The following is a 20,294-nucleotide window of genomic DNA, read 5'->3' on the forward strand; positions in this document are numbered from 1 at the left end:
GTGTCCTGTCGCCGTGGCCACCGCCGCGCGTCGACAGCGGCTCGCGTCGGGTCGCGTCTCGGCACGGCGTCTGTCGTGACCGGCGCGTTCCTCGCCGGTCTGGTCGCCGGCTACGGCGTGGCCGTCCCGGTCGGCGCGATCGCCGTGCTCATCCTCGGGCTCACCGCGCGGACCTCGTTCCGGGTCGGCTCGGCCGCCGCACTCGGAGTGGCCACCGCCGACGGGCTCTACGCCGGTGTCGCGGCGCTCGGCGGCGCGGTGGTCGCGGGCTGGCTCGCGCCGGTCGCCGGGCCGCTGCGGCTGGTCGGGGCCATGGTGCTGTTCGCCCTCGCCACCCACGGCACGTGGCGCGCCCTGCGGGTACGCCGCCCACGCAGTTCCTCGAAGCCCGCGCGTGGGTTGGACACGCCGGCCCGGGCCTTCGTCGGAATCCTCGCGTTGACCCTGCTCAACCCGGCGACAATCGTCTACTTCACGGCACTGGTGCTCGGTCGGGCGGACCTGGGTGGCTCCGGCGCCGCCGTCGCGGTGGTCTTCAGCCTGGGGGTGTTCCTCGCCTCGGCCAGTTGGCAGCTGCTGATCGCCGGGGGCGGCTCACTGATCGGGCGGGTGCTCACAAGTGACCGTGGCCGGCTGGTCACCGCCCTGCTGTCAAGTGCCATCATCACCGTGCTCGCCGTAGCCATGCTCCTCGGTGGCTGACCCGGGCGGCCCGTGCCGTACGGTCGGCTGATGAGCAGCCGACCCGCCGCCGGCGGTGGCCGGTGGGTGGAGGTCGATCCGGACCGGACCGCCCGCTGGGTCGCCGGCTTCGCCGACCGGCACGGCCCGCCCACCGTCACCGGGCAGGCGTACGGCCTGCTGCTGTCCGCCCCGGACGGTGCGACCGCCGAACTGCACACCCCGCCGGGGGCACCTGTCCTGCCGGAGCTGGATGCCTTCGTCCGGGAGGTCGTCACGCCGCGCCGGATCGGACTGTTGCTGGCCCGCAAAGGGGCGGTGGCGATGGGGGTGGCCGAGGGTACGCAGCTGAGCGTGCACAAGGTGGACACCCGCTACGTGCAGGGACGTACCGCCGCCGGTGGTTGGTCGCAGCAGCGTTTCGCCCGCCGCCGGGACAACCAGACGAAGGCGGCGCTGGCCGATGCGGCGGATCTTGCCGTACGCCTGCTGCTGCCGGAGGCCGACCGGCTCGACGCGTTGGTCGCCGGCGGCGACCGACGGGCGGTGGACACCGTGCTGGCCGACCGTCGGCTCGCCCCGCTCGCCGCGCGGCGCGCCGACCGGTTGCTCGACGTCCCGGAACCCCGGTACGCGGTACTTGTCGCCGCTCTCGCCGCCGCCCGGTCGGTCCGCATTCTGGTTCGCGAGCCGCAATCGGACGCCGGCCGCTAGGACACCGCCGGTGTGGGCTGGCTCGTCGCGCAGACGCGGGCCCGGTCACGAGTGACCAGGCCCGCTGGGTGTCGATTCGTCAGACCGCGCCGCTGAACGTGTCGCAGGAGGCCGGGTCGCCGCTCTCGTAGCCCCGGTTGAACCACCGCTTGCGGTCGGCGGACGAGCCGTGGGTGAACTCTTCCGGGTTCACCGGCCGGTCGGCGCGCTTTGAGATGGCGTCGTCACCGATCGCCTCCGCGGTGTCGATGGCCTCGGCGATGTCCCGTTCGGTGATGCTGGTGAAGATCTTCTGGCCGCTCTCGTCGGCGGTGCCTGTGGCGTTCTTCGCCCACGCGCCCGCGTAGCAGTCGGCCTGCAACTCCAGGCGTACCGACAGGTCGTTGGCGTTGCCCGGGTCGCGCTGCTGCTGGCGGCGAACCTGCTCGTTGGTGCCGAGCAGGTTCTGCACGTGGTGACCGTACTCGTGGGCCAGCACGTACGGCTGGGCGAACTCGCCCTCGGCGCCCAGTTGGGTGGCGAGCACCTCGTAGAAGGAGAGGTCGATGTAGACGAGCGAGTCGGCCGGGCAGTAGAACGGGCCGACGCCGGAGTCGGCCTGGCCGCAGGCGGTGTTGACGGCCTGGCTGAAGAAGACGGTGCGGGTCGGGCGGTACTGCTCGCCCAGCGCCTCCGGCAGGGCGGTACGCCAGTACGCCTGGATCGAGTTGACGTAGAGGGTGTTGCGGCAGTCGAGCTGTTCCAGGGCGTTCTCGGCGGCGCAACGCTGCTCCAACGCGGCGTTGTCGCCCTGCTCCTCGCCGCCGGTCATGGCGTTCAGGCCGAAGCCGCCACCGACGAGGGCCACCAGCACGGCGATGACGATGCCGACGATGCCGCCGCGCCCGCCGCCGATCGGGATGGGGATGCCCATCCCGCCGCCTCCGCCGCTGCCTCGCCGGTCCTCCACCTGGCTGGTGTCGATCCGTGCGTTCTCGTTCAGCTCCATGGTGACCCCGATCAGTAAGTGGCTCGTGGGCCGGAACCGGTCCGGTCGGCGATCCGGTACCCGACGATCTTGGTCGGTAATCCGCGTGGGGTGTCGGCCGGGGCCCGGTACACTTGGTGCCGTGCTGCGCTGCGAAGGCTGAACGCCCCGCGCCGACGGGTCACCACGATCCGCCGGCGCTTTCGTGTGCCCTGAGTCAGCCCTTCGGATCCCGAGAGCGAGTACCCCGAAATGATCACTGCCACCGGCCTGGAACTGCGCGCCGGAGCCCGGATCCTGCTGTCCGACACCACGCTGCGGGTGCAGCCCGGTGACCGGATCGGCCTGGTCGGGCGCAACGGCGCCGGCAAGACCACCACGCTGAAGGTGCTCGCCGGTGAGGGCCAGCCGTACGCCGGGCAGGTCGACAGGCGTAGCGCTGTCGGTTACCTCCCGCAAGATCCGCGTACCGGCGATCTGGACGTCACCGGCCGCGACCGGGTGCTCTCCGCCCGTGGCCTGGACGCGCTGATGGCCGGCATGAAGGAGTTGGAGGCTCGGCTCGCCGAGGACAGCGACGAGCGCCTGGTGCGCCGCTACGGCGCGCTCGAGGACCAGTTCGCCGCGCTCGGCGGGTACGCGGCGGAGGCCGAGGCGGCCCGCATCTGCGCCAACCTGGGGCTGCCCGACCGGGCCCTGGCGCAGACGATCGGCACCCTTTCCGGCGGTCAGCGTCGCCGCATCGAGCTGGCCCGGATCCTGTTCCGGGACGCGGGCGAGAACGGTGGCGGCATCCTGCTGCTGGACGAGCCCACGAACCACCTGGACGCCGACTCGATCACCTGGTTGCGGGGTTTCCTCGCCAACCACAAGGGCGGGTTGATCGTGATCTCCCACGATGGGGACCTGCTGGAGTCGGTGGTCAACAAGGTGTGGTTCCTGGACGCCACCCGCAGCGTGGTCGACGTCTACAACCTGGGTTGGAAGGCGTACCTGGAGGCGCGGGAGACCGACGAGCGTCGTCGCCGTCGGGAGCGGGCGAACGCCGAGAAGAAGGCCGGCGCGCTGATGGCCCAGGCCGACAAGATGCGGGCCAAGGCCACCAAGACGGTAGCCGCGCAGAACATGGCCCGCCGAGCCGAACGGCTGATGTCCGGCCTGGAGGAGGTACGCGTCGCCGACAAGGTGGCCAAGGTGCGTTTCCCCGCGCCCGCGCCGTGCGGCAAGACCCCGCTGACCGCGACCGGACTGTCCAAGTCGTACGGCTCGTTGGAGATCTTCACCGACGTGAACGTGGCGGTGGACCGGGGTTCCCGGGTGGCCATCCTCGGGCTCAACGGTGCCGGCAAGACCACGCTGTTGCGGATGCTCGGTGGTCTGCTGGAGCCGGACACCGGCGAGGTGCGGCCCGGTCACGGTCTGCGACTGGGCTACTACGCTCAGGAGCACGAGACGCTGGATGTGGAGCGGACCGTGCTGGAGAACATGCGGGCCGCCGCGGTCGAGCAGACCGACACCGAACTGCGGAAGATCCTGGGTGCCTTCCTCTTCTCCGGCGAGGACGTGGACAAGCCCGCCGGGGTCCTCTCCGGCGGGGAGAAGACCCGACTGGCGCTGTCCACTCTTGTCTGTTCCGGTGCCAACGTGCTGCTGCTCGACGAGCCGACGAACAACCTGGACCCGGTCAGCCGGGAGCAGGTGCTCGACGCCATCGCCCGCTATCCGGGGGCGATCGTGCTGGTCACGCACGATCCGGGGGCGGTCCTCGCGCTCAAGCCGGACCGGGCGATCCTGCTGCCGGACGGTGACGAGGACGCCTGGAGCGACGACCTGCTGGAACTCGTCGAGTTGGCCTGACCGGCTCGCGGCATCACCTATCGGGAAGCTGACATTGCATAGCGTGTCGGTTGGCGAATAGTTGATATCTGGCGCATGATCGTTCGAGACGGTCTAATAGGTGGGACCGTATCCGAACCGCACAGTCTGGGACGTGAGGACACAGCATGGCAGCCACTGGCACAGCCACCAGCACTGAGAAGGGTCGCCGGATCGTCGGAGCCGAGCGTCAGACGCTCGCGAAGGACCTCGTCAAGCGGTACACCGGGGGCGAGAGCATCCGGGCGCTCGCGGCCTCGACCGGGCGATCGTACGGGTTCATCCACCGCGTGCTCACCGAGTCCGGGGTGCAGCTGCGGCAGCGCGGCGGCGCTCGGCGTCGCAAGAAGGCGTGACCCGCCCGTCAGCGTTGTCCAGCAGCACCGCCACCACCACCGCGACCCGGGCCGCCCGGTGACCGCCGAGGCGACCGGGGTCCGGCTGGAATGCGACGGGCCGGTCGCCACGGTCACCCTGTGCCGGCCCGACGTGCTCAACGCGCAGACCCCGGCGATGTGGCGCGCGATGAGCGACTTCTCCCGGGACCTGCCCGGTGATGTGCGGGTGGTCGTGGTACGCGGCGAGGGGCGAGCCTTCTCCGCCGGCCTCGACCTGTCGGTGGCCGGTGCCTCCGGGCCCGGCTCCTTCGCCGAGCTGACCACCCTGCCGGAGCAGGAGTGCGCCGACAAGATCGCCGACTATCAGGGTGGTTTCACCTGGCTGCACCGGCCCGACATCATCTCGATCGCCGCGGTGCAGGGGCACGCCATCGGCGCCGGTTTCCAGCTCGCCCTCGCCTGCGATCTGCGGGTGTTGGCCGAGGACGCGAAGTTCTCCATGGCCGAGGTGGCGTTGGGGCTGGTACCTGACCTGGCCGGCACCAAGCGTCTGGTCGAGCTGGTCGGTTACGCCCGGGCGTTGGAGATCTGCACCACCGGGCGGCGGATGGACGCCGCGGAGGCCGACCGGATCGGGCTGGCCACCCTGGTGGTGCCCGCCGCGGAGCTGGACGACGCGGTGCGTGACCTGACCGCCGGGCTGCTCGCCCACAACCGGGACACCGTCGTCGAGATCAAGGCGCTGCTCGCCGGGGCTGCCGGGCGTACCCACGCCGAGCAGCAGCGCGCCGAGCGGGAGGCGCAGACGCGACGGCTGCGGGACCTCGCCGGCCGGGGAGAATAGGTAAGGACCGCTCGGGAAGATCCGGGTTACTCGCGTGGTTGTCGTAGTCATCGGGAGAATTGACCCGACGGTGTACGACGTCCTGATCCGGAGGTGAGCATGTCCAACCACATGGCCGCTGGCGGCATGGGCGGTTGGAGCATGCTCCGGTCGATGCGCAGCCAGGACGACATCGCCGCACACCGGCTCAAGCGCGGTGTCGCCCGCCGGATCGTGGCCTTCGCCCACCCCTACCGACGCGACATCGTCGTCTTCCTGCTGACCGTGATCGTCGCTGCGGTGATCGGGGTGGCGACCCCGTTGCTCGCCGGTGACGTGATCGACGCGATCACCCGGGGCGGCTCCGAGGCCGGCGCGCTGGTGATCCGGCTGGCCATGTTCATCGCCGCGCTCGCGGTCGCCGACGCCCTGCTGTCGCTGGCCCAACGGTGGTATTCGGCCCGCATCGGCGAAGGCATCATCCTCGACCTGCGGACCCGCGTCTACGACCACGTGCAGCGGATGCCGTTGCAGTTCTTCACCCGGACCCAGACCGGTGCGTTGGTCAGCCGGCTCAACAACGACGTCATGGGCGCCCAGCGGGCGTTCACCTCGACGCTGTCGGGTGTGGTCAGCAACGTGATCCAGCTGGTCCTCACCGCAGCTGTGATGTTCACCCTGTCCTGGCAGATCACGGCGCTGTCACTGGTGCTGCTGCCGGTCTTCATCATCCCGGCCCGTCGGGTGGGCCGGCGGCTGGCGGAGATCACCCGTGAGTCGTACGACCTCGACGCCAGGATGAACGCGACGATGACCGAGCGGTTCGGGGTCGCCGGCGCGTTGCTGGTGAAGCTCTTCGGCCGACCGGACGCGGAGGCGGCCCGCTTCGCCGCCCGGGCCGAGCGGGTGCGCGACATCGGCATCACCTCCGCGATGTATTCGCGGACCTTCTTCGTGGCCATGCTGCTGGTGGCCTCACTGGCCCAGGCACTCACCTACGGCCTCGGCGGCTGGCTCGCGGTCAGCGGCCAGGTCAGCGCCGGCACCGTGGTGACCCTCGCGTTGCTGCTCACCCGCCTCTACGGCCCGCTCACCGCGTTGAGCAACGTCCGGGTGGACGTGATGAGCGCGCTCGTCTCGTTCGACCGGGTCTTCGAGGTGCTCGACCTGCAACCGGGCATCAAGGAACGGCCCGACGCGGTGCGGGTGCCGCCGGGGGCGGGGACTGTCGAGTTCCGCGACGTCCGGTTCCGCTACCCGAGCGCTGCGGAGATCTCCCTCGCGTCGCTGGAGGAGGTCGCGGCGCTGGACCGTACGGTCAACGAACCGGTGCTCAAGGGCGTCTCCTTCAGCGTCGAGCCGGGGCAGATGGTGGCGCTGGTCGGGCCCTCCGGTGCCGGCAAGTCCACGCTGTCCATGCTGATCTCCCGCATTTACGACGTCACCGACGGGCAGGTGCTGGTCGGCGGCGTCGACGTCCGCGACGCCCGGCTCGACTCGCTGCGCGACGAGATCGGTGTGGTCACCCAGGATTCGCACCTGTTCCACGAGACCATCGCGGAGAATCTGCGCTACGCCAAGCCGGAGGCCACCGACGACGAGCTGTGGGCGGCCCTGGCGGGGGCACAGGTCGCCGATCTGGTCAGGTCGCTGCCCGACGGGCTCGACACCACCGTCGGGGAGCGCGGCTACCGCTTCTCCGGTGGCGAGAAGCAGCGCATCGCCATCGCCCGGCTGCTGCTCAAGGCGCCATCCATCGTGATCCTCGACGAGGCGACAGCCCACCTGGATTCGGAGAGTGAGGCGGCTGTGCAACGGGCGCTGTCGGTGGCGCTGACCGGGCGCACCGCCCTGGTGATCGCCCACCGGCTCTCCACCGTCCGGGACGCCGACCAGATCCTGGTCCTCGACGACGGCCGGATCGTGGAGCGGGGCCGGCACGACGAGCTGGTCGCCGTCGGCGGTCTCTACGCCGAGCTGTACCGCACCCAGTTCGCGGTGGCCGACTCACCCACTCCGTACGCCGACGCCACAGGTCCGGAGCCGGTGGTCATCCCGTCCCGGGAGTACATCGCCGACGAGGCCATGCCGCCCGCCGCCGCCAACTGACGGCTGCCGCGCCCAGACCGCCGAGCCGGTCGCCGGCCCGTTCTGCCCGGTTCAATCCAGGGCGGCCGAGCGGAGTTCGGCGAAGGCGGCACCGAGCGTCTGCGGGGTGTAGTGGGCGTTCAGGCCGCTGGGGTTGGGCAGCACCCACAGCCGGGCGTCGGCCAACTGCTCCGGTTGTGGCCCGAACCCCGCCTTCGGCCGGGCGAAGCCGACCCGGTACGCGGTCACGCCGACCACCGCGACCCAGCGCGGCCGGTACCGGGCCACCTTGTCGGTGAGCTGCCGCGCACCGTCGACAAGTTCGGCGGCGGTCAGCTCGTCCGCGCGGGCGCTGGCCCGGGCCACCATGTTTGTGATGCCCAGCCCGAGCGCCGGCAGGCCGTCCTGCTCGCTGGGGTGCAGCAGCCGTGGCGTGAACCCACCCCGGTGCAGCGCCGGCCAGAACCGGTTGCCGGGGCGGGCGAAGTGCCACCCGGTAGCCGCCGACCAGAGCCCCGGGTTGATCCCGACGAAGAGCACGTCCAACCCGACCGCGATGACGTCCGGGATGGTCCTGTCGACCGCCGCGGCGAGTTCTTCCCGGCTCGGACGCGGGTACGGTCCCGGCTCCGTGCGGCCCGGTCGGGCCGGCTTCGTCGACCTGCCGCCGGTGGTCCGCCGGTGGGGCGGCTGCCCGGCGGTCACAGGCCGCGCAGCGCGCCGCCGTCGACCGGCACGGTGACGCCGGTGAGGTAGCTGGCTGCGGGGGAGAGGACGAAGGCGGCGACCCGACCGAACTCGGCGGGGTCACCGATGCGGCGCAGCGGGATGGCGGCCTCCGCCTCGGCCCGGGCCCGTTCGGGGTCACCGGTGGCGGCGAACAGTTCCCGGTTACGGTCGGTCAGGATCCGTCCCGGCAGCAGCCCGACCACCCGTACGCCGCGCGGGCCGTACTCGTCCGCGACGTCCTTGGCGACACCGGCCAGACCTGGCCGCAGGGCGTTGGAGATGCCCAGTCCGGGCACGGGGCCGCGCGCCGAGGTGGAGAGCACCAGTGCGATCGCACCGCCGTCGGGCAGCGCGGCGGCGACAGTTCGTACCGTGCGGACGCTGCCGAGGAAGACCGTCTCGAAGGATTGCCGCCACTGCTCGTCGGCGACGGACGCGGCACTGCCGGCGGGCGGTCCGCCGACGGAGACCAGGGCACCGTCGACGCGGCCGAAGTGCTGCCGTGCGGCGGCCAGCAGCCGTTCGGGGGTCGCCGGGTCCGCCAGGTCGGCGGTGACGCCGACAGCCCGGTCGGGCCCACCGAGGCCGGCCACGGCGGCCTGCACCGCGTCGGAGTGCCGGGCGGAGAGCACCACCCGGGCGCCGTCGGCCACCAGGCACTGCGCGGTGGCGTAACCGAGTCCACGGGAGGCACCGGTGAGCACGTACACCCGATCGGTCAGTCCGAGATCCATGCCGAGGATCCTGCCCCAGTCGGCCCGGCGGGAAACAGGCCCGGGTTTCGGTTCAGGGGCGGGTCGGGCGCAGCAGGCGTACCCGACCGGCGACCTGGACGGCGATCGCGCCGCCGGCCCGTCCGAGGGCGGGGGACCGGCGGCGGCGCGGTGCCCGGTGCCCGTCGTAGCGGAACTCCGCCTCCCGGACGGCCAGTTCCTCCGCGCCCAGCGGCGGTAGGGCGGCGCGGGCGTGCAATGCGCGGGCCAGATCCCAGCCGTCGCGCAGCCCGCCGCCGGTGGGCCGGCCGTCCGCCCATTCGGTGAACGCCGTAGGCCAGTCAGGGCCGAGCCCGGCGGCGAGCAGCGGCCAGTGCCGGGCTACCTCACCGGCCCGCTTGCGCAGCAACGCGGCGCGGGCGGCGGCCAACGGTCCGGGAACGAAGCCGGGCGGCGGCGGACCACCGGCCACCAGGGCCGCGACCAGCTCCGCCTGCCGCGCGGCGAGCGATCCGGCTGCCGTCGCGGTCGGCGGTTCGGACCGGCGGGCCGGGCCGGTCCCGGCCGGTGTCACGTCACCACCGGGAAGCCGCAGGCGGCGGCGATGGCGTCCAGTTCGGTACGCAGCTCGGCCGCGGGTGGGTAGTACCCGTCGCGTTCCAGTAGTGCTGCTGGTGGGCGCTGCCGGGCGGACAGCTCGGCGAGCAGGTCCAACACCTCGCGTCCGATCGGGTCGGTGTGTGTGTCGTGGTAGAAGCCGCCGCGCTCGGCACCACCCGCGACGTGCAGGTACGCCACCCGTTCCAGGGGCAGCCGGTCCAGCAGCGCGAGCGGGTCGGTGCCCCGGTTCCGGGCGTTGGCGTACACGTTGGCGACGTCGAGCAGCAGTAGCGCCCCGGTGCGTTCCAGGATCTCGTTGAGAAACGACGCCTCGTCGAGTTCGTCGTCCGGCCAGTCGAACAGGGCGGCGATCGGCTCCAGCGCGATCGGCACCGGCAGCTCCGCCTGGGCGCGGACGATGTTGGCGCAGACCGCGTCGACCGCCTCGTGGCTTCGCGGTAGCGGCAGCAGGTGGCCCGCCTCCAGGCCGCCGGCGCGAACGAAGGCGATGTGCTCGCTGACCAGGGGAGCCGCCAGTAGCTGCGCGACCGCCGCCAGGTGGGCGACCCGGGCCGGGTCGACAGGTTCCGCGCCGCCGAGGGAGAGCCGCACGCCGTGGGGTACGACCGTGACGCCGCGGTCGCGTAGCTCGACCAGGTCGTCCGGTGGCGGGCCGGCGGTCGGTACCGACTCGGCGATCACCTCGACGAAGCGTAGGCCGGGCAACTCGGCGACGAATCCGGCGATCTCCGGGCGCCAGCCGATGCCGACGCCGTGCGGGGTGGTCATCCGCCGCAGCCTCCGCCGCCGCAGCCCCCGCCACCTCCGCCGCCGCAACTGCTGCCACCTCCACAGCCGCCGGCGCCGGCGGTGCTGCCGCCGCCGCACCCTCCGCTGGAGCTCGCGCCGCTGGCGGCGACGTGGCGTTGGATCTGAGCCTGCTGGGCGAAGACCGGATCGAGCGCCCAGAGCGAGGCGGTGCCGTAGAGAGCGACAGACATGCCCGCTCCCGCGGCTCCGTAGGTGGCGTACGCCGGGTTGGCGGCGGGTGCGAGGTGGCGGTTGCGCTGGCGCAGTGTCCGGAGCGCGGCCTCGGCCGCCCGGGTGCGGCGGGGTACCCGGACGAGCAGCACGGTGGTCAGTGCGGCGAGCGCGAGGACGGTGAGCACGAGGTACCAGACCGGGCGGTCGTTGGCGATCCCGGCGATGATCCGGACGACCCCGAGCACCAGCAACGCGACAAGCAGCAGCGGCCCCTGCCGCAGGGCGGCCCGGCGGTCCGGACCGATCGCGAGGCCGCGCTTGTCGAGTCCGTCGCGCAGCTCGGTGAGGGCGCGCTCGACCCATTCGGTACGCCGTACGTCCTTGGCCGGGACGCGCTGCGTCGCGGCGTAGTGGATGGCCCGGTCGAGTGAGGTGACGGCGGGCGGCAGCGGACCGTCGGCGGTCAGCCGGCCCGCCGCGTCGACACCGATCGCGCCCTGGCTGCGCAGCGCGCCCAGCGAGGTCCAGACGGCGAAGTCCGCACCGCCGTTGAGGTAGGCGACCTGCTGCGGGCTCACCTGGTCGGCGGGCGGAGCGGCCCGGCCGCCCAGCAGCGCCCGGCGGCGGATCAGCACCACGGCGACGGCGACCACCGTGGCTACCAGGTAGAGCGTGATGAAGGTGGGACCGGGAACTCCCCAGGTGTCGTAATCGACAGCGAAACCCGTCATGGCCTGCTCCTGTCGCGCGAGGGAACGCGGCTTCATTGTGGAGCGGCGATGCCAGCATCCGGCTGCCCGGACTGTCGAGTTATCTTCTCGTTACCTGACGAGTCAGCGTCGGCGCACCGCCTCCTCGACGAGGTCGAGCACGGCGCCCAGGTCGCCGGCCGGCCGACCCATGGCCAGGTGCAGCACCAGACCGTCATAGGCGAGTTCGAGGAAGCGGGCCAGCACGTCGATGGGTACGTCCTCGCGGAGCACGCCGGCCTCCCGTTGACGGGCCAGCCGGTCCCGGGTCGCCTCGGCGATGGCGGCCGACCGCTGGGCCCAGCGGGTGGCGAAGGCCGGGTCGGTGCGCAGCCGCCGGGACACCTCCAACTGGCTGCCGAGCCATCCGGTGGTGTCCGGGGAGACCGCTCGGGCGAGCAGGTCACGCATCACCTGGACAAGTCCGTTGCGGGCGACCGTCTCCACCATCGTCGCCGCGTCGTCCTCGGCGACGGCGAGGAAGAGGGAGTCCTTGTCCCGGAAGTGGTGGAAGATCGCGCCTCGGGACAGGCCGGTGGCCTCCTCCAGCCGACGTACGGTCGCGCCCTCGTAGCCGTGCCGGGCGAAGCAGGCACGCGCGGCGGCGAGGATCTCCTGTCGGCGGGCGTCGAGCTGATCCTGACTTACTCTGGGCACGTGCCGATCGTGTCAGCTCCCCCCGACTGGCGCAAACCGTACGTACGGCTTGGTGCTGCTGGCCGGGATCGCGCGGCAGCCGGCCCCGCCTGACATCACTGCGTAACCTTCTGCCCTGTCGGCGAGGTACCCGATTCCCGTAAGGTGCCCGAGTGCCGCTGCTCCTGCTGGATCTGGACAACACCCTGCTCGACCGGGCCGGGCCGTTCCGCACCTGGGCAGAGCGCTTCCTCGACGGCATCGGAGCGCCACCGCACGACATCGAATGGCTGCTATCCATCGACGCCGACGGATTGACGGATCGCTGGGACGTGGCGGACGCGATCCGGGACCGCTACCGGTTGCGGATCCCCTCCATCGACCTGGTGGAGGAACTGCACGACGGGGTCGTCGAGTTCACCCGGTTGGACCCGCTTGTGGCGTGCGCCCTGCGGATCGCCGACGACGCCGGTTGGATGCCGGTCGTGGTGAGCAACGGCGCGGTTCGGCAGCAGGACGCCAAGATCCGCCGCACCGGGCTGGACCGGTACGTCGCCGACTGGGTGATCTCCGAGGAGGCCGGGGTCAGCAAGCCCAACCCCCGCATCTTCGCGCTCGCCGCACAGCGGGCCAGGATGCCACTGCGCGGCGCCTGGGTGGTCGGGGACGGCCCGGAGGCGGACATCGGCGGCGCCACCGCCGTCGGCCTGCCGAGCGTCTGGCTGCACCGGGGCCGTCCCTGGACCGACGCCCGATTCGCCCCCACGGCGACGGTGGACTCCGTGATAGCCGCCATCGCCGAGATCATGGGCGCCTGAGTCGCTGGGGCGCGTTTCATCAGGCTCGCCCGGCGCAGCCGGGCCCGGCCCGATGGCACGCGCCCTAATTCGGTTGACCCGGGCGGAACTGCCGACGAGCATGGTCCGCGCATCGTGCACCCCGGGTGTGCGCCCGGTCGAGGAGAGGGGGTCGGTCATGGCCGTCTTCGCCTGTCACTTCCTGCCTCCCAAAACCTCGACAAAGGGATTTCCAGCGCGATGCGCGATGACGACTTTCCGGCGCCCGAGCGCCGTGTCCGCGGCGGACGCCGCTTCGACGACGACGAACCACGGTTCCTGAAGCGCGGTCGGCCGGCCGCCGCCGCTTCCACCGACTACGACGACGCGTCCGACCCGGGCAGCGACGAGACCTGGTCCTCCTGGGACGAGGCGGTGCACGGGCCATCGCCCCACCCGGAGTGGCTGGTCACCGAGTTGGCCGCGAAGGACACCGAACTCGGTGTGCTCAAGACCGGCAAGGAGGCCGACGTCCACCTGGTCCGCCGGGGAATTCCCGGCACCGACATATCCTGCCTGCTGGCGGCGAAGCGGTACCGGGACCCCCGGCACCGGCTCTTCCACCGCGACGCGGGGTACCTCGAAGGGCGCCGGGTGCGCCGCTCACGTGAGATGCGGGCGATGACCGGCCGGACGGCGTTCGGCCGGCAGATGATCGCCGGACAGTGGGCGGCGGCGGAGTTCGCCGCCCTGAGTCGGCTCTGGGAGATCGGCAGGCGCTACGGCACGATCACGGTGCCGTACCCGGTGCAGCTGCGGGGCACCGAGCTGATGCTGGAGTTCCTCGGCGACGCCGACGAGGGAACGGCCGCCCCCCGGCTGGCCGAGCTGCGACCCGCACCGGCCGAGCTGCGTGAGCTGTGGGGGCAGTTGGTCGACGCGCTTGTCGTCCTGGCTCGGGCCGGGTACGCCCACGGCGACCTGTCGCCGTACAACCTGCTGGTGCATGCCGGGCGGCTGGCGCTCATCGACCTGCCCCAGGTGGTCGACGTGGTGGTCAACCCGCAGGGGCGGGAGTTCCTGGCCCGCGATGTTCGGATCGTCGCCCACTGGTTCACCGCCCGGGGCCTGCCGGCGGACCTCGCGGACCCGACAGTGCTCACCGACATGCTGTGCCGCGAGGCCGGCCTGGCCTGACCCGACGGGCTCCGGGTGGCGGCGACCGCCGCCCAGAGCCCGTGCGCGGCTACCGAACCTGCCCAACCCGGCCACGCGGCGTGCCTGCCGACCGGGACCGGCCGGACCGCGAGGTGAGGTTGAGCGGCAGTTACTGCAGATACCGTTCGACCTCGGACACGGGGCGGGCGCCCTGGGCTTCGGGGTCGCCATGAGCCTGCCGGGCGGCGCGGCGGCGGCGCAGCAGGTCCCAGCACTGGTCGAGGGATTCCTCCAGCTCACGCAGGCGGGTGCGGGCCTCGTCGTCGGTGCCCGACTCGTGGGCCTGCGCCTGTGCGCGCAGCCGGTGCTCCTCGTCAACCAGATCCGAGATCCGGTTCAGGATGGTCGTGTCGTCCATGTCCCTGAGCCTGGCACAGCGAGGCCGACCACGGCCCGCATTCCCGTCGGCGAATCCCACGGATCGGCGCTCCGGGCCCCGTCGGTCGGGGCGCCGGTCGGCCGTAGCCATCGACAGCCGCCGAACGCCGCCGACCAGCATGACGTAGATCACCTATTCGGTCCGATCGGGGTCTCGGCGTGGGCGGACATCGACAGCACCGCAGCTGCGCACCGGTCGCCGGTTTCGTCCCCATGGGCCCTGGGCAGGCAGATCGTGGTGCGCAGGCGCTCATGCGGCAGGGCGGCGACGCGGCCGAGGGCACCGAACACGGTCGGCGCGGGAGCGCTGGAGCGCTCAGGTCCGTAGTGGACAGTGGGAATGTCGACCGCGAAGATTTCTCGCCACGCGACTAGTGAGAAACGCCGGTGCGATGTCATGCTCATTGCAACCACGGCAATTCGAAGAGTGACGCCCCGCACCCTTGGGGCCCTTTCAGGGGAGCCGACCCACGCCATGTCAGTCCAGAGTGTCGCCACCCGCCTGGCCCGGCAGATCGGCTTCAGCAGCTCCACCGGCCGCTGGGGTGCGCCGTGACGGCCCCGACGGTCACCACCTCGGCCACGGCGACGGCCGCCGTCGACGACGCGACAGGTGAACTGGTCGCGCAGCTCGAACGGGAACCGTCCGGACAGGTGAGCACCTCGGTCTACGAGACCGGCCGGCTCGTCGCCGACGCGCCGTGGCTCACCGGGCACGCACGGCGGCTGGGATACCTGCTCGGGCAGCAGGGCGCCGACGGCACCTGGGGTGGCGTCGGCGGTTACGCCCTGGTGCCGACGGCGAGCGCGGTGGAGGCGCTGCTGGCCGACCTGGTCCGGGCCGACCGGGCCGACTCCGGCGGCCACCTCAGGGCCGACCCGGCCGACTCCGGCGACCGCGCCAGGGCCGACCAGGCCGAGCCCCATGGCCTCACCCGGGCGGACCTGGCCGTGGCCGCCATCCGGGGACTGATCGCCCTGGCCCGGCGACTCGACGCCGAGCAGTCCATGCCGGACACCCCGGCGGCGGACCTGATCGTGCCGGCCCTGGCGGCCCGGATCGACATCCACCTGTCCCGGTTGCGCGACCTGAACGACCCGTTGCTGGCCGGGGCACCCAGAGCACTGCCCCCGGTGGACCGGCGGCGGCTCGACGCGGTAGGTGCGCTGCTCGCCACCGACCGACAGGTGCCCGACAAGCTGTGGCACGCCTACGAGGTGCTGGGACCGGCCGCCGCCGGCCGCCCCGAGGTCCGCCCGGTGGCCGGAGCGGTGGGCGCGTCACCGGCGGCCACGGCGGCCTGGCTGGGTCACCGTCCCGCCGCCGACCGGGCCGCCCGCACGTACCTTGACGACGTGGTGGCCCGGCACGGCGGTCCGGTGCCCTGCTGCACCCCGATCACCGCCTTCGAGCGGTCCTGGACCCTGGCCACGCTCGCCCGGGTGGGTCTGCCGGTCCGGCCCTCGCCGGGACTGGTGGCCGAGTTGGCGGACGCGCTCGGACCGACCGGCGCGGCGACCGGCCCCGGGCTGCCCGCCGACGCCGACACCACCTCGGTGGTGCTGTACGCCCTCGCCCGGCTGGGCCGTCCGGTGGAGCCGGTCAGCCTGGCCCACTACGACCTGGGCAGTCACTTCTGCACCTGGCGGGGAGAGGACGGGCACTCGGTCACCACCAACGCGCACGTGTTGGAGGCGTTGGGCTGGCACGCCCGACACACCCGCGACGGTGCCGGTCGGTACGCGGCGCGGGTGGCGGCGCTGGCGGACTGGCTCTCCGATCGGCAGCAACGCGACGGGCACTGGGTGGACCGGTGGCACGCCTCGCCGTACTACGCCACCTGTTGCGTGGTGCAGGCTCTGGCTGGATACGCGCCAACCGGTACGGCGACCGGTGCCCTCGACCGGGCAGTGGACTGGGTGTTGGCGACGCAGCGCGCCGACGGGGGCTGGGGCCGCTGGGCGAGCACGCCCGAGGAGACCGCCTACGCGGTGCAGATCCTGCTCGCCACCGGCCAGCGGAGCCGGCCCGACGTGCCACCGGCCGTCCGGGGGGCACTGGCGCACCTGACCGTCGATGGCAACGACCATCCGCCGCTCTGGCACGACAAGGATCTCTACGCGCCGTTGCTCATCGTGCGGGCGGCGGTGTTGGCGGCCCGACGACTGGCTGTCGAGGTCGCCGGACCGCCGTCGGAAGGTGCACCCGTGGCGGGTGAACCGGGCCGACCAGGGCATGATCATGAGGCTTGAGTTGACGCGGTGACGCTGTTAGGTTGCGCCGGGGTCGGTGTGCTGTGCGACGCATCCTGACTGACCGATCAACGAACTCAGGGCCATGGACGGTGTGATGGGTTCCCGCGGTACGAATCTTCGCACCAAGGTGGTGGCCCTGCTGGCCTTGTTGGTGGCGCTCTGGGGTTTCACCGCCTGGGTCACCGTCCGAGATGGCGTCGACCTGGTGGGTGTGCGGGTACTCGACGAGCGGGTGTTCGATCCCACCGAGCCGTTGCTGCTGCAGTTGCAGTTGGAACGGCGTACCTCGCTCGTCTACCTCGGACGCCCGGACGAGGGACAACTGGAGGAGCTGACGCGGCTGCGGGAACGCACCGACCAACTGGCCGCCGAGTTCGCCGAGTCGTCCGAGAACTGGCAGGTCGACCTGCTCGGCGGCGACGGCCTGCACGAGCGGGTCGCGGAGCTGAAACGGCGACTGGCCGCGCTGGCGGACACGCGGACCGCCGTCGACGGGCGCAACATCGGCCGTGGCGAGGCCGGTGCGACCTTCACCGAGCTCATCGAGTCGATCTACGAGGTGTACGACGAGCTCGGCAATCTCGACGACGATCAGGTCGCCGAGGACAGCAGCCAACTGATCCGGCTCAGCCGATCCCGGGAGCTGCTGTCCCAGCAGGACGCCCTGCTGGCCGGCGCGCTCGCCGCGAGACGGATCACCGCGGTCGAGCGGGCCGAGTTCACCCGGCTGGTCGGTGCCCGTCAGTTCGTTGCCGAGCAGGCGATCGTCCGGCTGCCCGAGGCGGATCAGCGCCGCTACGAGCAGATGGTCGCCGGGGCGAACTTCCGTCGGCTGGCCGACCTAAAGAACCAGATCTCGACCGGTAACGGCACCTCCCGACCGCCGTTCCCGGCCGGTGAGTGGTCCGACACCACGGGTGCGGCGCTGATCGAGCTCGGTGACGTGGTGCTGGCCGGTGGCGACGACGTCGTCACGAAGGCCACGCCGGTCGCGACAGGTGTCATCGTACGGCTGGTGCTGGTGGCCGGTCTCGGTCTGCTCGCGGTCATCGCCGCGGTGATCCTCTCGATCACCACGGCCCGATCCCTGGTGCGGCGCCTGCGGCGACTGCGCGAGGCCGCGCTCCAACTCGCCGACGAACGGCTGCCGACCGTGGCCGATCGGCTCGGGCGCGGTGAGCAGGTGGACATCGCCGAGGAGGCTCCGCCGCTGCGATTCGGCGACGACGAGATCGGTCGGGTCGGCCGGGCCTTCAACGTGGTGCAGGAGACTGCCGTCCGTACCGCTGTCGAACAGGCCGAGCTGCGCCGCGCCGTGCGCGAGGTGTTCCTCAGTCTGGCCCGGCGTACCCAGGCACTTGTGCATCGACAGCTCACCCTGCTCGACGCGCTGGAGCGACGCGAGCGGGACGCCGAGGAGTTGACCGACCTGTTCCGCGTCGACCACCTGGCCGCCCGGATGCGACGCAACGCGGAGAACCTGATCGTGCTCGCCGGCGCCACACCCGGCCGGGCCTGGCGGCGCGCCGTCCCGATGACGGACGTGGTTCGCGGCGCGGTAGGTGAGGTCGAGGACTACGCGCGCGTCACCGTGCCGGCGATGGGCGGCGCGTCACTTGCCGGGGAGGCCGTCGGCGACGTCATCCACCTGCTCGCCGAACTGATCGAGAACGGACTCTCGTTCTCCCCGCCGCACACCACTGTCGAGGTACGCGGACAGCTTGTCGCCAACGGCTTCGCCATCGAGATCGAGGACCGCGGTCTGGGTATGACCGGGGAGGATCTCGCCGCCGCCAACCACCGCATCGTGGACCGTTCCGAGCTGAACCCCGCTGACGCCGCCCGGCTGGGCCTCTACGTGGTGAGCCGGTTGGCCGAGCGGCATGGGGTACGGGTCCGGCTCAGGGAGTCCGTGTACGGCGGAACGACAGCTGTGGTGTTGATCCCGAGCACCCTGATCGTCCCGGACGAGGCCGAGTCGCGCTCGACGGGCGACGGCGGCGTGGTCGGGACCGGCCGGCAGCTACCGACTGCGGCCCAGCCCGCGGCCGGTGACGATGCCGACGGGTCCGAGTTGCCGACCAGGCCGCGGCGTCACTCCGGGCACTCCTCAGCGCTCGACGGACCGACCTTCCCGCTCGGTCTGCCGGTCACCTCCGCGTCCGGCGACGGCATGGCGTCACCGCCGCACCGGCCGACCGAGCCCGGCCCAGGAACCGGTGCCGGTGGGTGGCCCGACGTCGAACCCGCCCCGGGTCAGCCGGCACGACCGGTGACCCCGGCCGACGCGGGCGGCCCCACGGCTGCCGAGATCGAGGTGAGCCGCACCGAGTCGGGCCTACCGGTCCGGGTACGCCAGGCGAGCCTGGCACCGGCACTGCGGGCCGAGCCTGAGGCGGTGCCGGGGGACGACGACGTGATCCGCGAGCCCGAACAGGTTCGGCGCATGATGAGTTCGTACCAGACCGGCACCCGGCGGGGACGCTCCGACGCCGCACGGCTGCTCGGCTCTGGCGGTCGGCCCGGGCCCGACGATGAGTCCGATGACGCCGATCAACAGGCGACCTGACCGGGGTGCGTCGCCCGGCGAGCCGGGTGAGAACGGTCAGGCCCACGAGAGAGCACGGCGATGAGCCGGGGGAGAAGAGGACGACGAAGTGGCGCAGAAGACGGCTTCGAGTGCCGACCTGACGTGGTTGCTGGATGATCTGGTCGGCCGGGTCAAGCAGGCCGAGCACGCGGTTGCGCTGTCCGCCGACGGTCTGCTGATGGCGTCGTCGCAGGGGCTCAGCCGCGACGACGGCGAGCACCTGGCGGCGATGGCGGCCGGCATCCAGAGCCTGGCTCGGGGCGCTGGCAAGCGGTTCGGTGGCGGGCAGGTGCAGCAGACGATCATCGAGATGCGATCGTCGTTCCTGTTCGTCACAGCCGCCGGCCGCAACGCCTGCCTGGCGGTGCTGGCAACCGAGGATGCCGACGTCGGCCTGATCGCCTACGAGATGGCCATGCTTGTCACCCGGGTCGGCAGGTACGTCGCGTCACCGGCACGGTCGGCCGAGCAGACCGACGGGGAGACATCACCCGGATGACGGTGCCGGGAGATTCCGTCGAACCGAGCACAGCATCTTCGAGGCGGTTATCAATGGACTACGGGCACTCTGAGCGGCTGCCGGGCGCCGCGCTGCCCACAGCGATCAAGATTCTGATCGCCGGCGGCTTCGGGGTGGGTAAGACCACGATGGTCGGTGCGGTGAGTGAGACCCGCCCGCTGCGGACCGAGGAGGTACTCACCGAGTCGGGAGTGGGCATCGACGACCTGGCCGGCATCGAGGCGAAGCGGACCACCACCGTCGCGATGGACTTCGGTCGGATCACCATCAGCGACGACCTGGTGCTGTACCTGTTCGGCACCCCGGGTCAGGATCGGTTCTGGTTCGTCTGGGACGAGCTGGCACTCGGCGCGATCGGCGCGGTGGTGCTGGCCGACACCCGCCGGCTGGCGGACTGTTTCCCCTCCATCGACTACTTCGAGGGTCGGGGGACACCGTTCGTCGTCGCGGTCAACTGCTTCGAGGGAGCCCGGCGGTACCGGCTCGACGAGGTGCAGGCGGCGTTGAACCTCGACCCCGAGGTGCCGGTGCTGCTCTGCGACGCCCGGCAGCGGGAGTCGGTCAAGCAGGCGCTCATCATGCTTGTCGAGCACGCCATGAAGATCCGGGAGGCCCGTCGCGCCGGGTGAGGTGGCAGCACCACACGACTGAGGGCTCCC

Annotated in this window: 20 protein-coding genes; 12 read left to right on the forward strand and 8 right to left on the reverse strand. The window is 72.0% G+C overall.

Annotated elements, in window-relative coordinates; genetic code table 11:
* The first annotated feature begins 75 nt into the window (after window positions 1-75).
* Together CLT74_RS00945 and CLT74_RS00950 are read left to right on the forward strand one after the other, a co-directional pair.
* Entirely contained in the window at window positions 76-702 is a 627-nt protein-coding gene (locus CLT74_RS00945; protein ID WP_099844848.1) for a LysE family transporter, read from the forward strand.
* Between the two features lie 30 nt (window positions 703-732).
* Complete coding sequence (locus CLT74_RS00950) at window positions 733-1,395, forward strand: acVLRF1 family peptidyl-tRNA hydrolase (RefSeq protein WP_099851070.1); 663 nt, start codon at window positions 733-735, stop codon at window positions 1,393-1,395.
* Window positions 1,396-1,474: 79 nt separating this feature from the next.
* Here the strand turns inward: CLT74_RS00950 and ypfJ are convergent, their stop codons facing one another.
* On the reverse strand, window positions 1,475-2,383 hold the full coding sequence (gene ypfJ / locus CLT74_RS00955; protein ID WP_099844849.1) for a KPN_02809 family neutral zinc metallopeptidase: 909 nt from the start codon (window positions 2,381-2,383) through the stop codon (window positions 1,475-1,477).
* 231 nt (window positions 2,384-2,614) lie between these two features.
* On the opposite strand from ypfJ, the gene CLT74_RS00960 reads away from it, so the two are divergent.
* The 4 genes from CLT74_RS00960 to CLT74_RS00975 all read left to right on the forward strand — a co-directional run bounded on the left by CLT74_RS00960 (window position 2,615) and on the right by CLT74_RS00975 (window position 7,507).
* Window positions 2,615-4,219 (forward strand): ABC-F family ATP-binding cassette domain-containing protein, encoded by a 1,605-nt coding sequence (locus tag CLT74_RS00960; RefSeq protein WP_099844850.1) that lies wholly within the window; start codon window positions 2,615-2,617, stop codon window positions 4,217-4,219.
* Between the two features lie 146 nt (window positions 4,220-4,365).
* Complete coding sequence (locus CLT74_RS00965) at window positions 4,366-4,593, forward strand: helix-turn-helix domain-containing protein (protein ID WP_007072022.1); 228 nt, start codon at window positions 4,366-4,368, stop codon at window positions 4,591-4,593.
* 58 nt (window positions 4,594-4,651) lie between these two features.
* Window positions 4,652-5,419 carry an enoyl-CoA hydratase/isomerase family protein gene (locus CLT74_RS00970; RefSeq protein WP_099844851.1) on the forward strand — a complete coding sequence of 256 codons (768 nt, stop codon included), beginning with the start codon at window positions 4,652-4,654 and terminating at the stop codon, window positions 5,417-5,419.
* A 111-nt stretch (window positions 5,420-5,530) separates the two neighbouring features.
* A complete protein-coding gene (locus CLT74_RS00975; protein WP_199172295.1) occupies window positions 5,531-7,507 on the forward strand; it encodes an ABC transporter ATP-binding protein in 1,977 nt (658 codons plus the stop codon).
* 51 nt (window positions 7,508-7,558) lie between these two features.
* Here CLT74_RS00975 and mug read toward each other — a convergent pair whose 3' ends face one another.
* From mug to CLT74_RS01005, 6 genes are all read right to left on the reverse strand, one after another.
* The gene (gene mug, locus CLT74_RS00980; RefSeq protein WP_099844852.1) at window positions 7,559-8,191 is read right to left on the reverse strand and encodes a G/U mismatch-specific DNA glycosylase; all 633 of its coding nucleotides are present in this window, start codon (window positions 8,189-8,191) and stop codon (window positions 7,559-7,561) included.
* Window positions 8,188-8,949 (reverse strand): SDR family oxidoreductase, encoded by a 762-nt coding sequence (locus CLT74_RS00985; RefSeq protein ID WP_099844853.1) that lies wholly within the window; start codon window positions 8,947-8,949, stop codon window positions 8,188-8,190. The genes mug and CLT74_RS00985 overlap by 4 nt, the downstream gene beginning before the upstream one ends.
* Before the next feature lie 52 nt (window positions 8,950-9,001).
* Complete coding sequence (locus CLT74_RS00990; protein WP_099844854.1) at window positions 9,002-9,502, reverse strand: SCO6045 C-terminal-like domain-containing protein; 501 nt, start codon at window positions 9,500-9,502, stop codon at window positions 9,002-9,004.
* Window positions 9,499-10,317, reverse strand: a complete 819-nt coding sequence (locus CLT74_RS00995; RefSeq protein WP_099844855.1) for an MbnB/TglH/ChrH family RiPP precursor modification enzyme — start codon at window positions 10,315-10,317, stop codon at window positions 9,499-9,501. Before CLT74_RS00995 ends, CLT74_RS00990 begins: the two co-directional genes overlap by 4 nt.
* On the reverse strand, window positions 10,314-11,243 hold the full coding sequence (locus CLT74_RS01000) for a TIGR04222 domain-containing membrane protein (protein ID WP_099844856.1): 930 nt from the start codon (window positions 11,241-11,243) through the stop codon (window positions 10,314-10,316). Before CLT74_RS01000 ends, CLT74_RS00995 begins: the two co-directional genes overlap by 4 nt.
* A 102-nt stretch (window positions 11,244-11,345) precedes the next feature.
* Window positions 11,346-11,918, reverse strand: coding sequence for a TetR/AcrR family transcriptional regulator (locus CLT74_RS01005; protein ID WP_099844857.1), 573 nt, complete (start codon window positions 11,916-11,918; stop codon window positions 11,346-11,348).
* Between the two features lie 152 nt (window positions 11,919-12,070).
* Between CLT74_RS01005 and CLT74_RS01010 the strand changes: the two genes are divergently transcribed.
* Window positions 12,071-12,715 (forward strand): HAD family hydrolase, encoded by a 645-nt coding sequence (locus CLT74_RS01010; protein ID WP_099844858.1) that lies wholly within the window; start codon window positions 12,071-12,073, stop codon window positions 12,713-12,715.
* A 219-nt stretch (window positions 12,716-12,934) separates the two neighbouring features.
* Window positions 12,935-13,870, forward strand: coding sequence for an RIO1 family regulatory kinase/ATPase domain-containing protein (locus tag CLT74_RS01015; RefSeq protein ID WP_099844859.1), 936 nt, complete (start codon window positions 12,935-12,937; stop codon window positions 13,868-13,870).
* Between the two features lie 130 nt (window positions 13,871-14,000).
* On the opposite strand, the gene CLT74_RS01020 is transcribed toward CLT74_RS01015, so the two are convergent.
* A complete protein-coding gene (locus CLT74_RS01020) occupies window positions 14,001-14,249 on the reverse strand; it encodes a DUF2630 family protein (RefSeq protein WP_099844860.1) in 249 nt (82 codons plus the stop codon).
* 572 nt (window positions 14,250-14,821) lie between these two features.
* On the opposite strand from CLT74_RS01020, the gene CLT74_RS01025 reads away from it, so the two are divergent.
* From CLT74_RS01025 to CLT74_RS01040, 4 genes are all read left to right on the forward strand, one after another.
* Window positions 14,822-16,522, forward strand: a complete 1,701-nt coding sequence (locus CLT74_RS01025) for a prenyltransferase/squalene oxidase repeat-containing protein (RefSeq protein WP_099844861.1) — start codon at window positions 14,822-14,824, stop codon at window positions 16,520-16,522.
* A 97-nt stretch (window positions 16,523-16,619) separates the two neighbouring features.
* Window positions 16,620-19,094, forward strand: a complete 2,475-nt coding sequence (locus CLT74_RS01030; RefSeq protein WP_099851074.1) for a nitrate- and nitrite sensing domain-containing protein — start codon at window positions 16,620-16,622, stop codon at window positions 19,092-19,094.
* An 88-nt stretch (window positions 19,095-19,182) separates the two neighbouring features.
* Window positions 19,183-19,614 (forward strand): roadblock/LC7 domain-containing protein, encoded by a 432-nt coding sequence (locus tag CLT74_RS01035; protein ID WP_099844862.1) that lies wholly within the window; start codon window positions 19,183-19,185, stop codon window positions 19,612-19,614.
* Window positions 19,615-19,667: 53 nt separating this feature from the next.
* On the forward strand, window positions 19,668-20,264 hold the full coding sequence (locus tag CLT74_RS01040) for an ATP/GTP-binding protein (RefSeq protein ID WP_099844863.1): 597 nt from the start codon (window positions 19,668-19,670) through the stop codon (window positions 20,262-20,264).
* The last annotated feature ends 30 nt before the right edge of the window (window positions 20,265-20,294 follow it).

This window comes from Verrucosispora sp. CNZ293 (assembly GCF_002754655.1).

Excerpts from the sequence above, each read along its gene's own strand:
- CLT74_RS00960 (WP_099844850.1), top strand. The coding sequence starts at position 2,615 with ATGATCACTGCCACCGGCCTGGAACTGCGCGCCGGAGCCCGGATCCTG.
- CLT74_RS01040 (WP_099844863.1), top strand. The coding sequence starts at position 19,668 with ATGGACTACGGGCACTCTGAGCGGCTGCCGGGCGCCGCGCTGCCCACA.
- CLT74_RS01015 (WP_099844859.1), top strand. The coding sequence starts at position 12,935 with ATGCGCGATGACGACTTTCCGGCGCCCGAGCGCCGTGTCCGCGGCGGA.
- CLT74_RS00950 (WP_099851070.1), top strand. The coding sequence starts at position 733 with ATGAGCAGCCGACCCGCCGCCGGCGGTGGCCGGTGGGTGGAGGTCGAT.
- CLT74_RS01030 (WP_099851074.1), top strand. The coding sequence starts at position 16,620 with ATGGGTTCCCGCGGTACGAATCTTCGCACCAAGGTGGTGGCCCTGCTG.
- CLT74_RS01020 (WP_099844860.1), bottom strand. The coding sequence starts at position 14,249 with ATGGACGACACGACCATCCTGAACCGGATCTCGGATCTGGTTGACGAG.
- ypfJ (WP_099844849.1), bottom strand. The coding sequence starts at position 2,383 with ATGGAGCTGAACGAGAACGCACGGATCGACACCAGCCAGGTGGAGGAC.
- CLT74_RS00985 (WP_099844853.1), bottom strand. The coding sequence starts at position 8,949 with ATGGATCTCGGACTGACCGATCGGGTGTACGTGCTCACCGGTGCCTCC.
- CLT74_RS00995 (WP_099844855.1), bottom strand. The coding sequence starts at position 10,317 with ATGACCACCCCGCACGGCGTCGGCATCGGCTGGCGCCCGGAGATCGCC.
- CLT74_RS00975 (WP_199172295.1), top strand. The coding sequence starts at position 5,531 with ATGGCCGCTGGCGGCATGGGCGGTTGGAGCATGCTCCGGTCGATGCGC.
- CLT74_RS00965 (WP_007072022.1), top strand. The coding sequence starts at position 4,366 with ATGGCAGCCACTGGCACAGCCACCAGCACTGAGAAGGGTCGCCGGATC.
- CLT74_RS01000 (WP_099844856.1), bottom strand. The coding sequence starts at position 11,243 with ATGACGGGTTTCGCTGTCGATTACGACACCTGGGGAGTTCCCGGTCCC.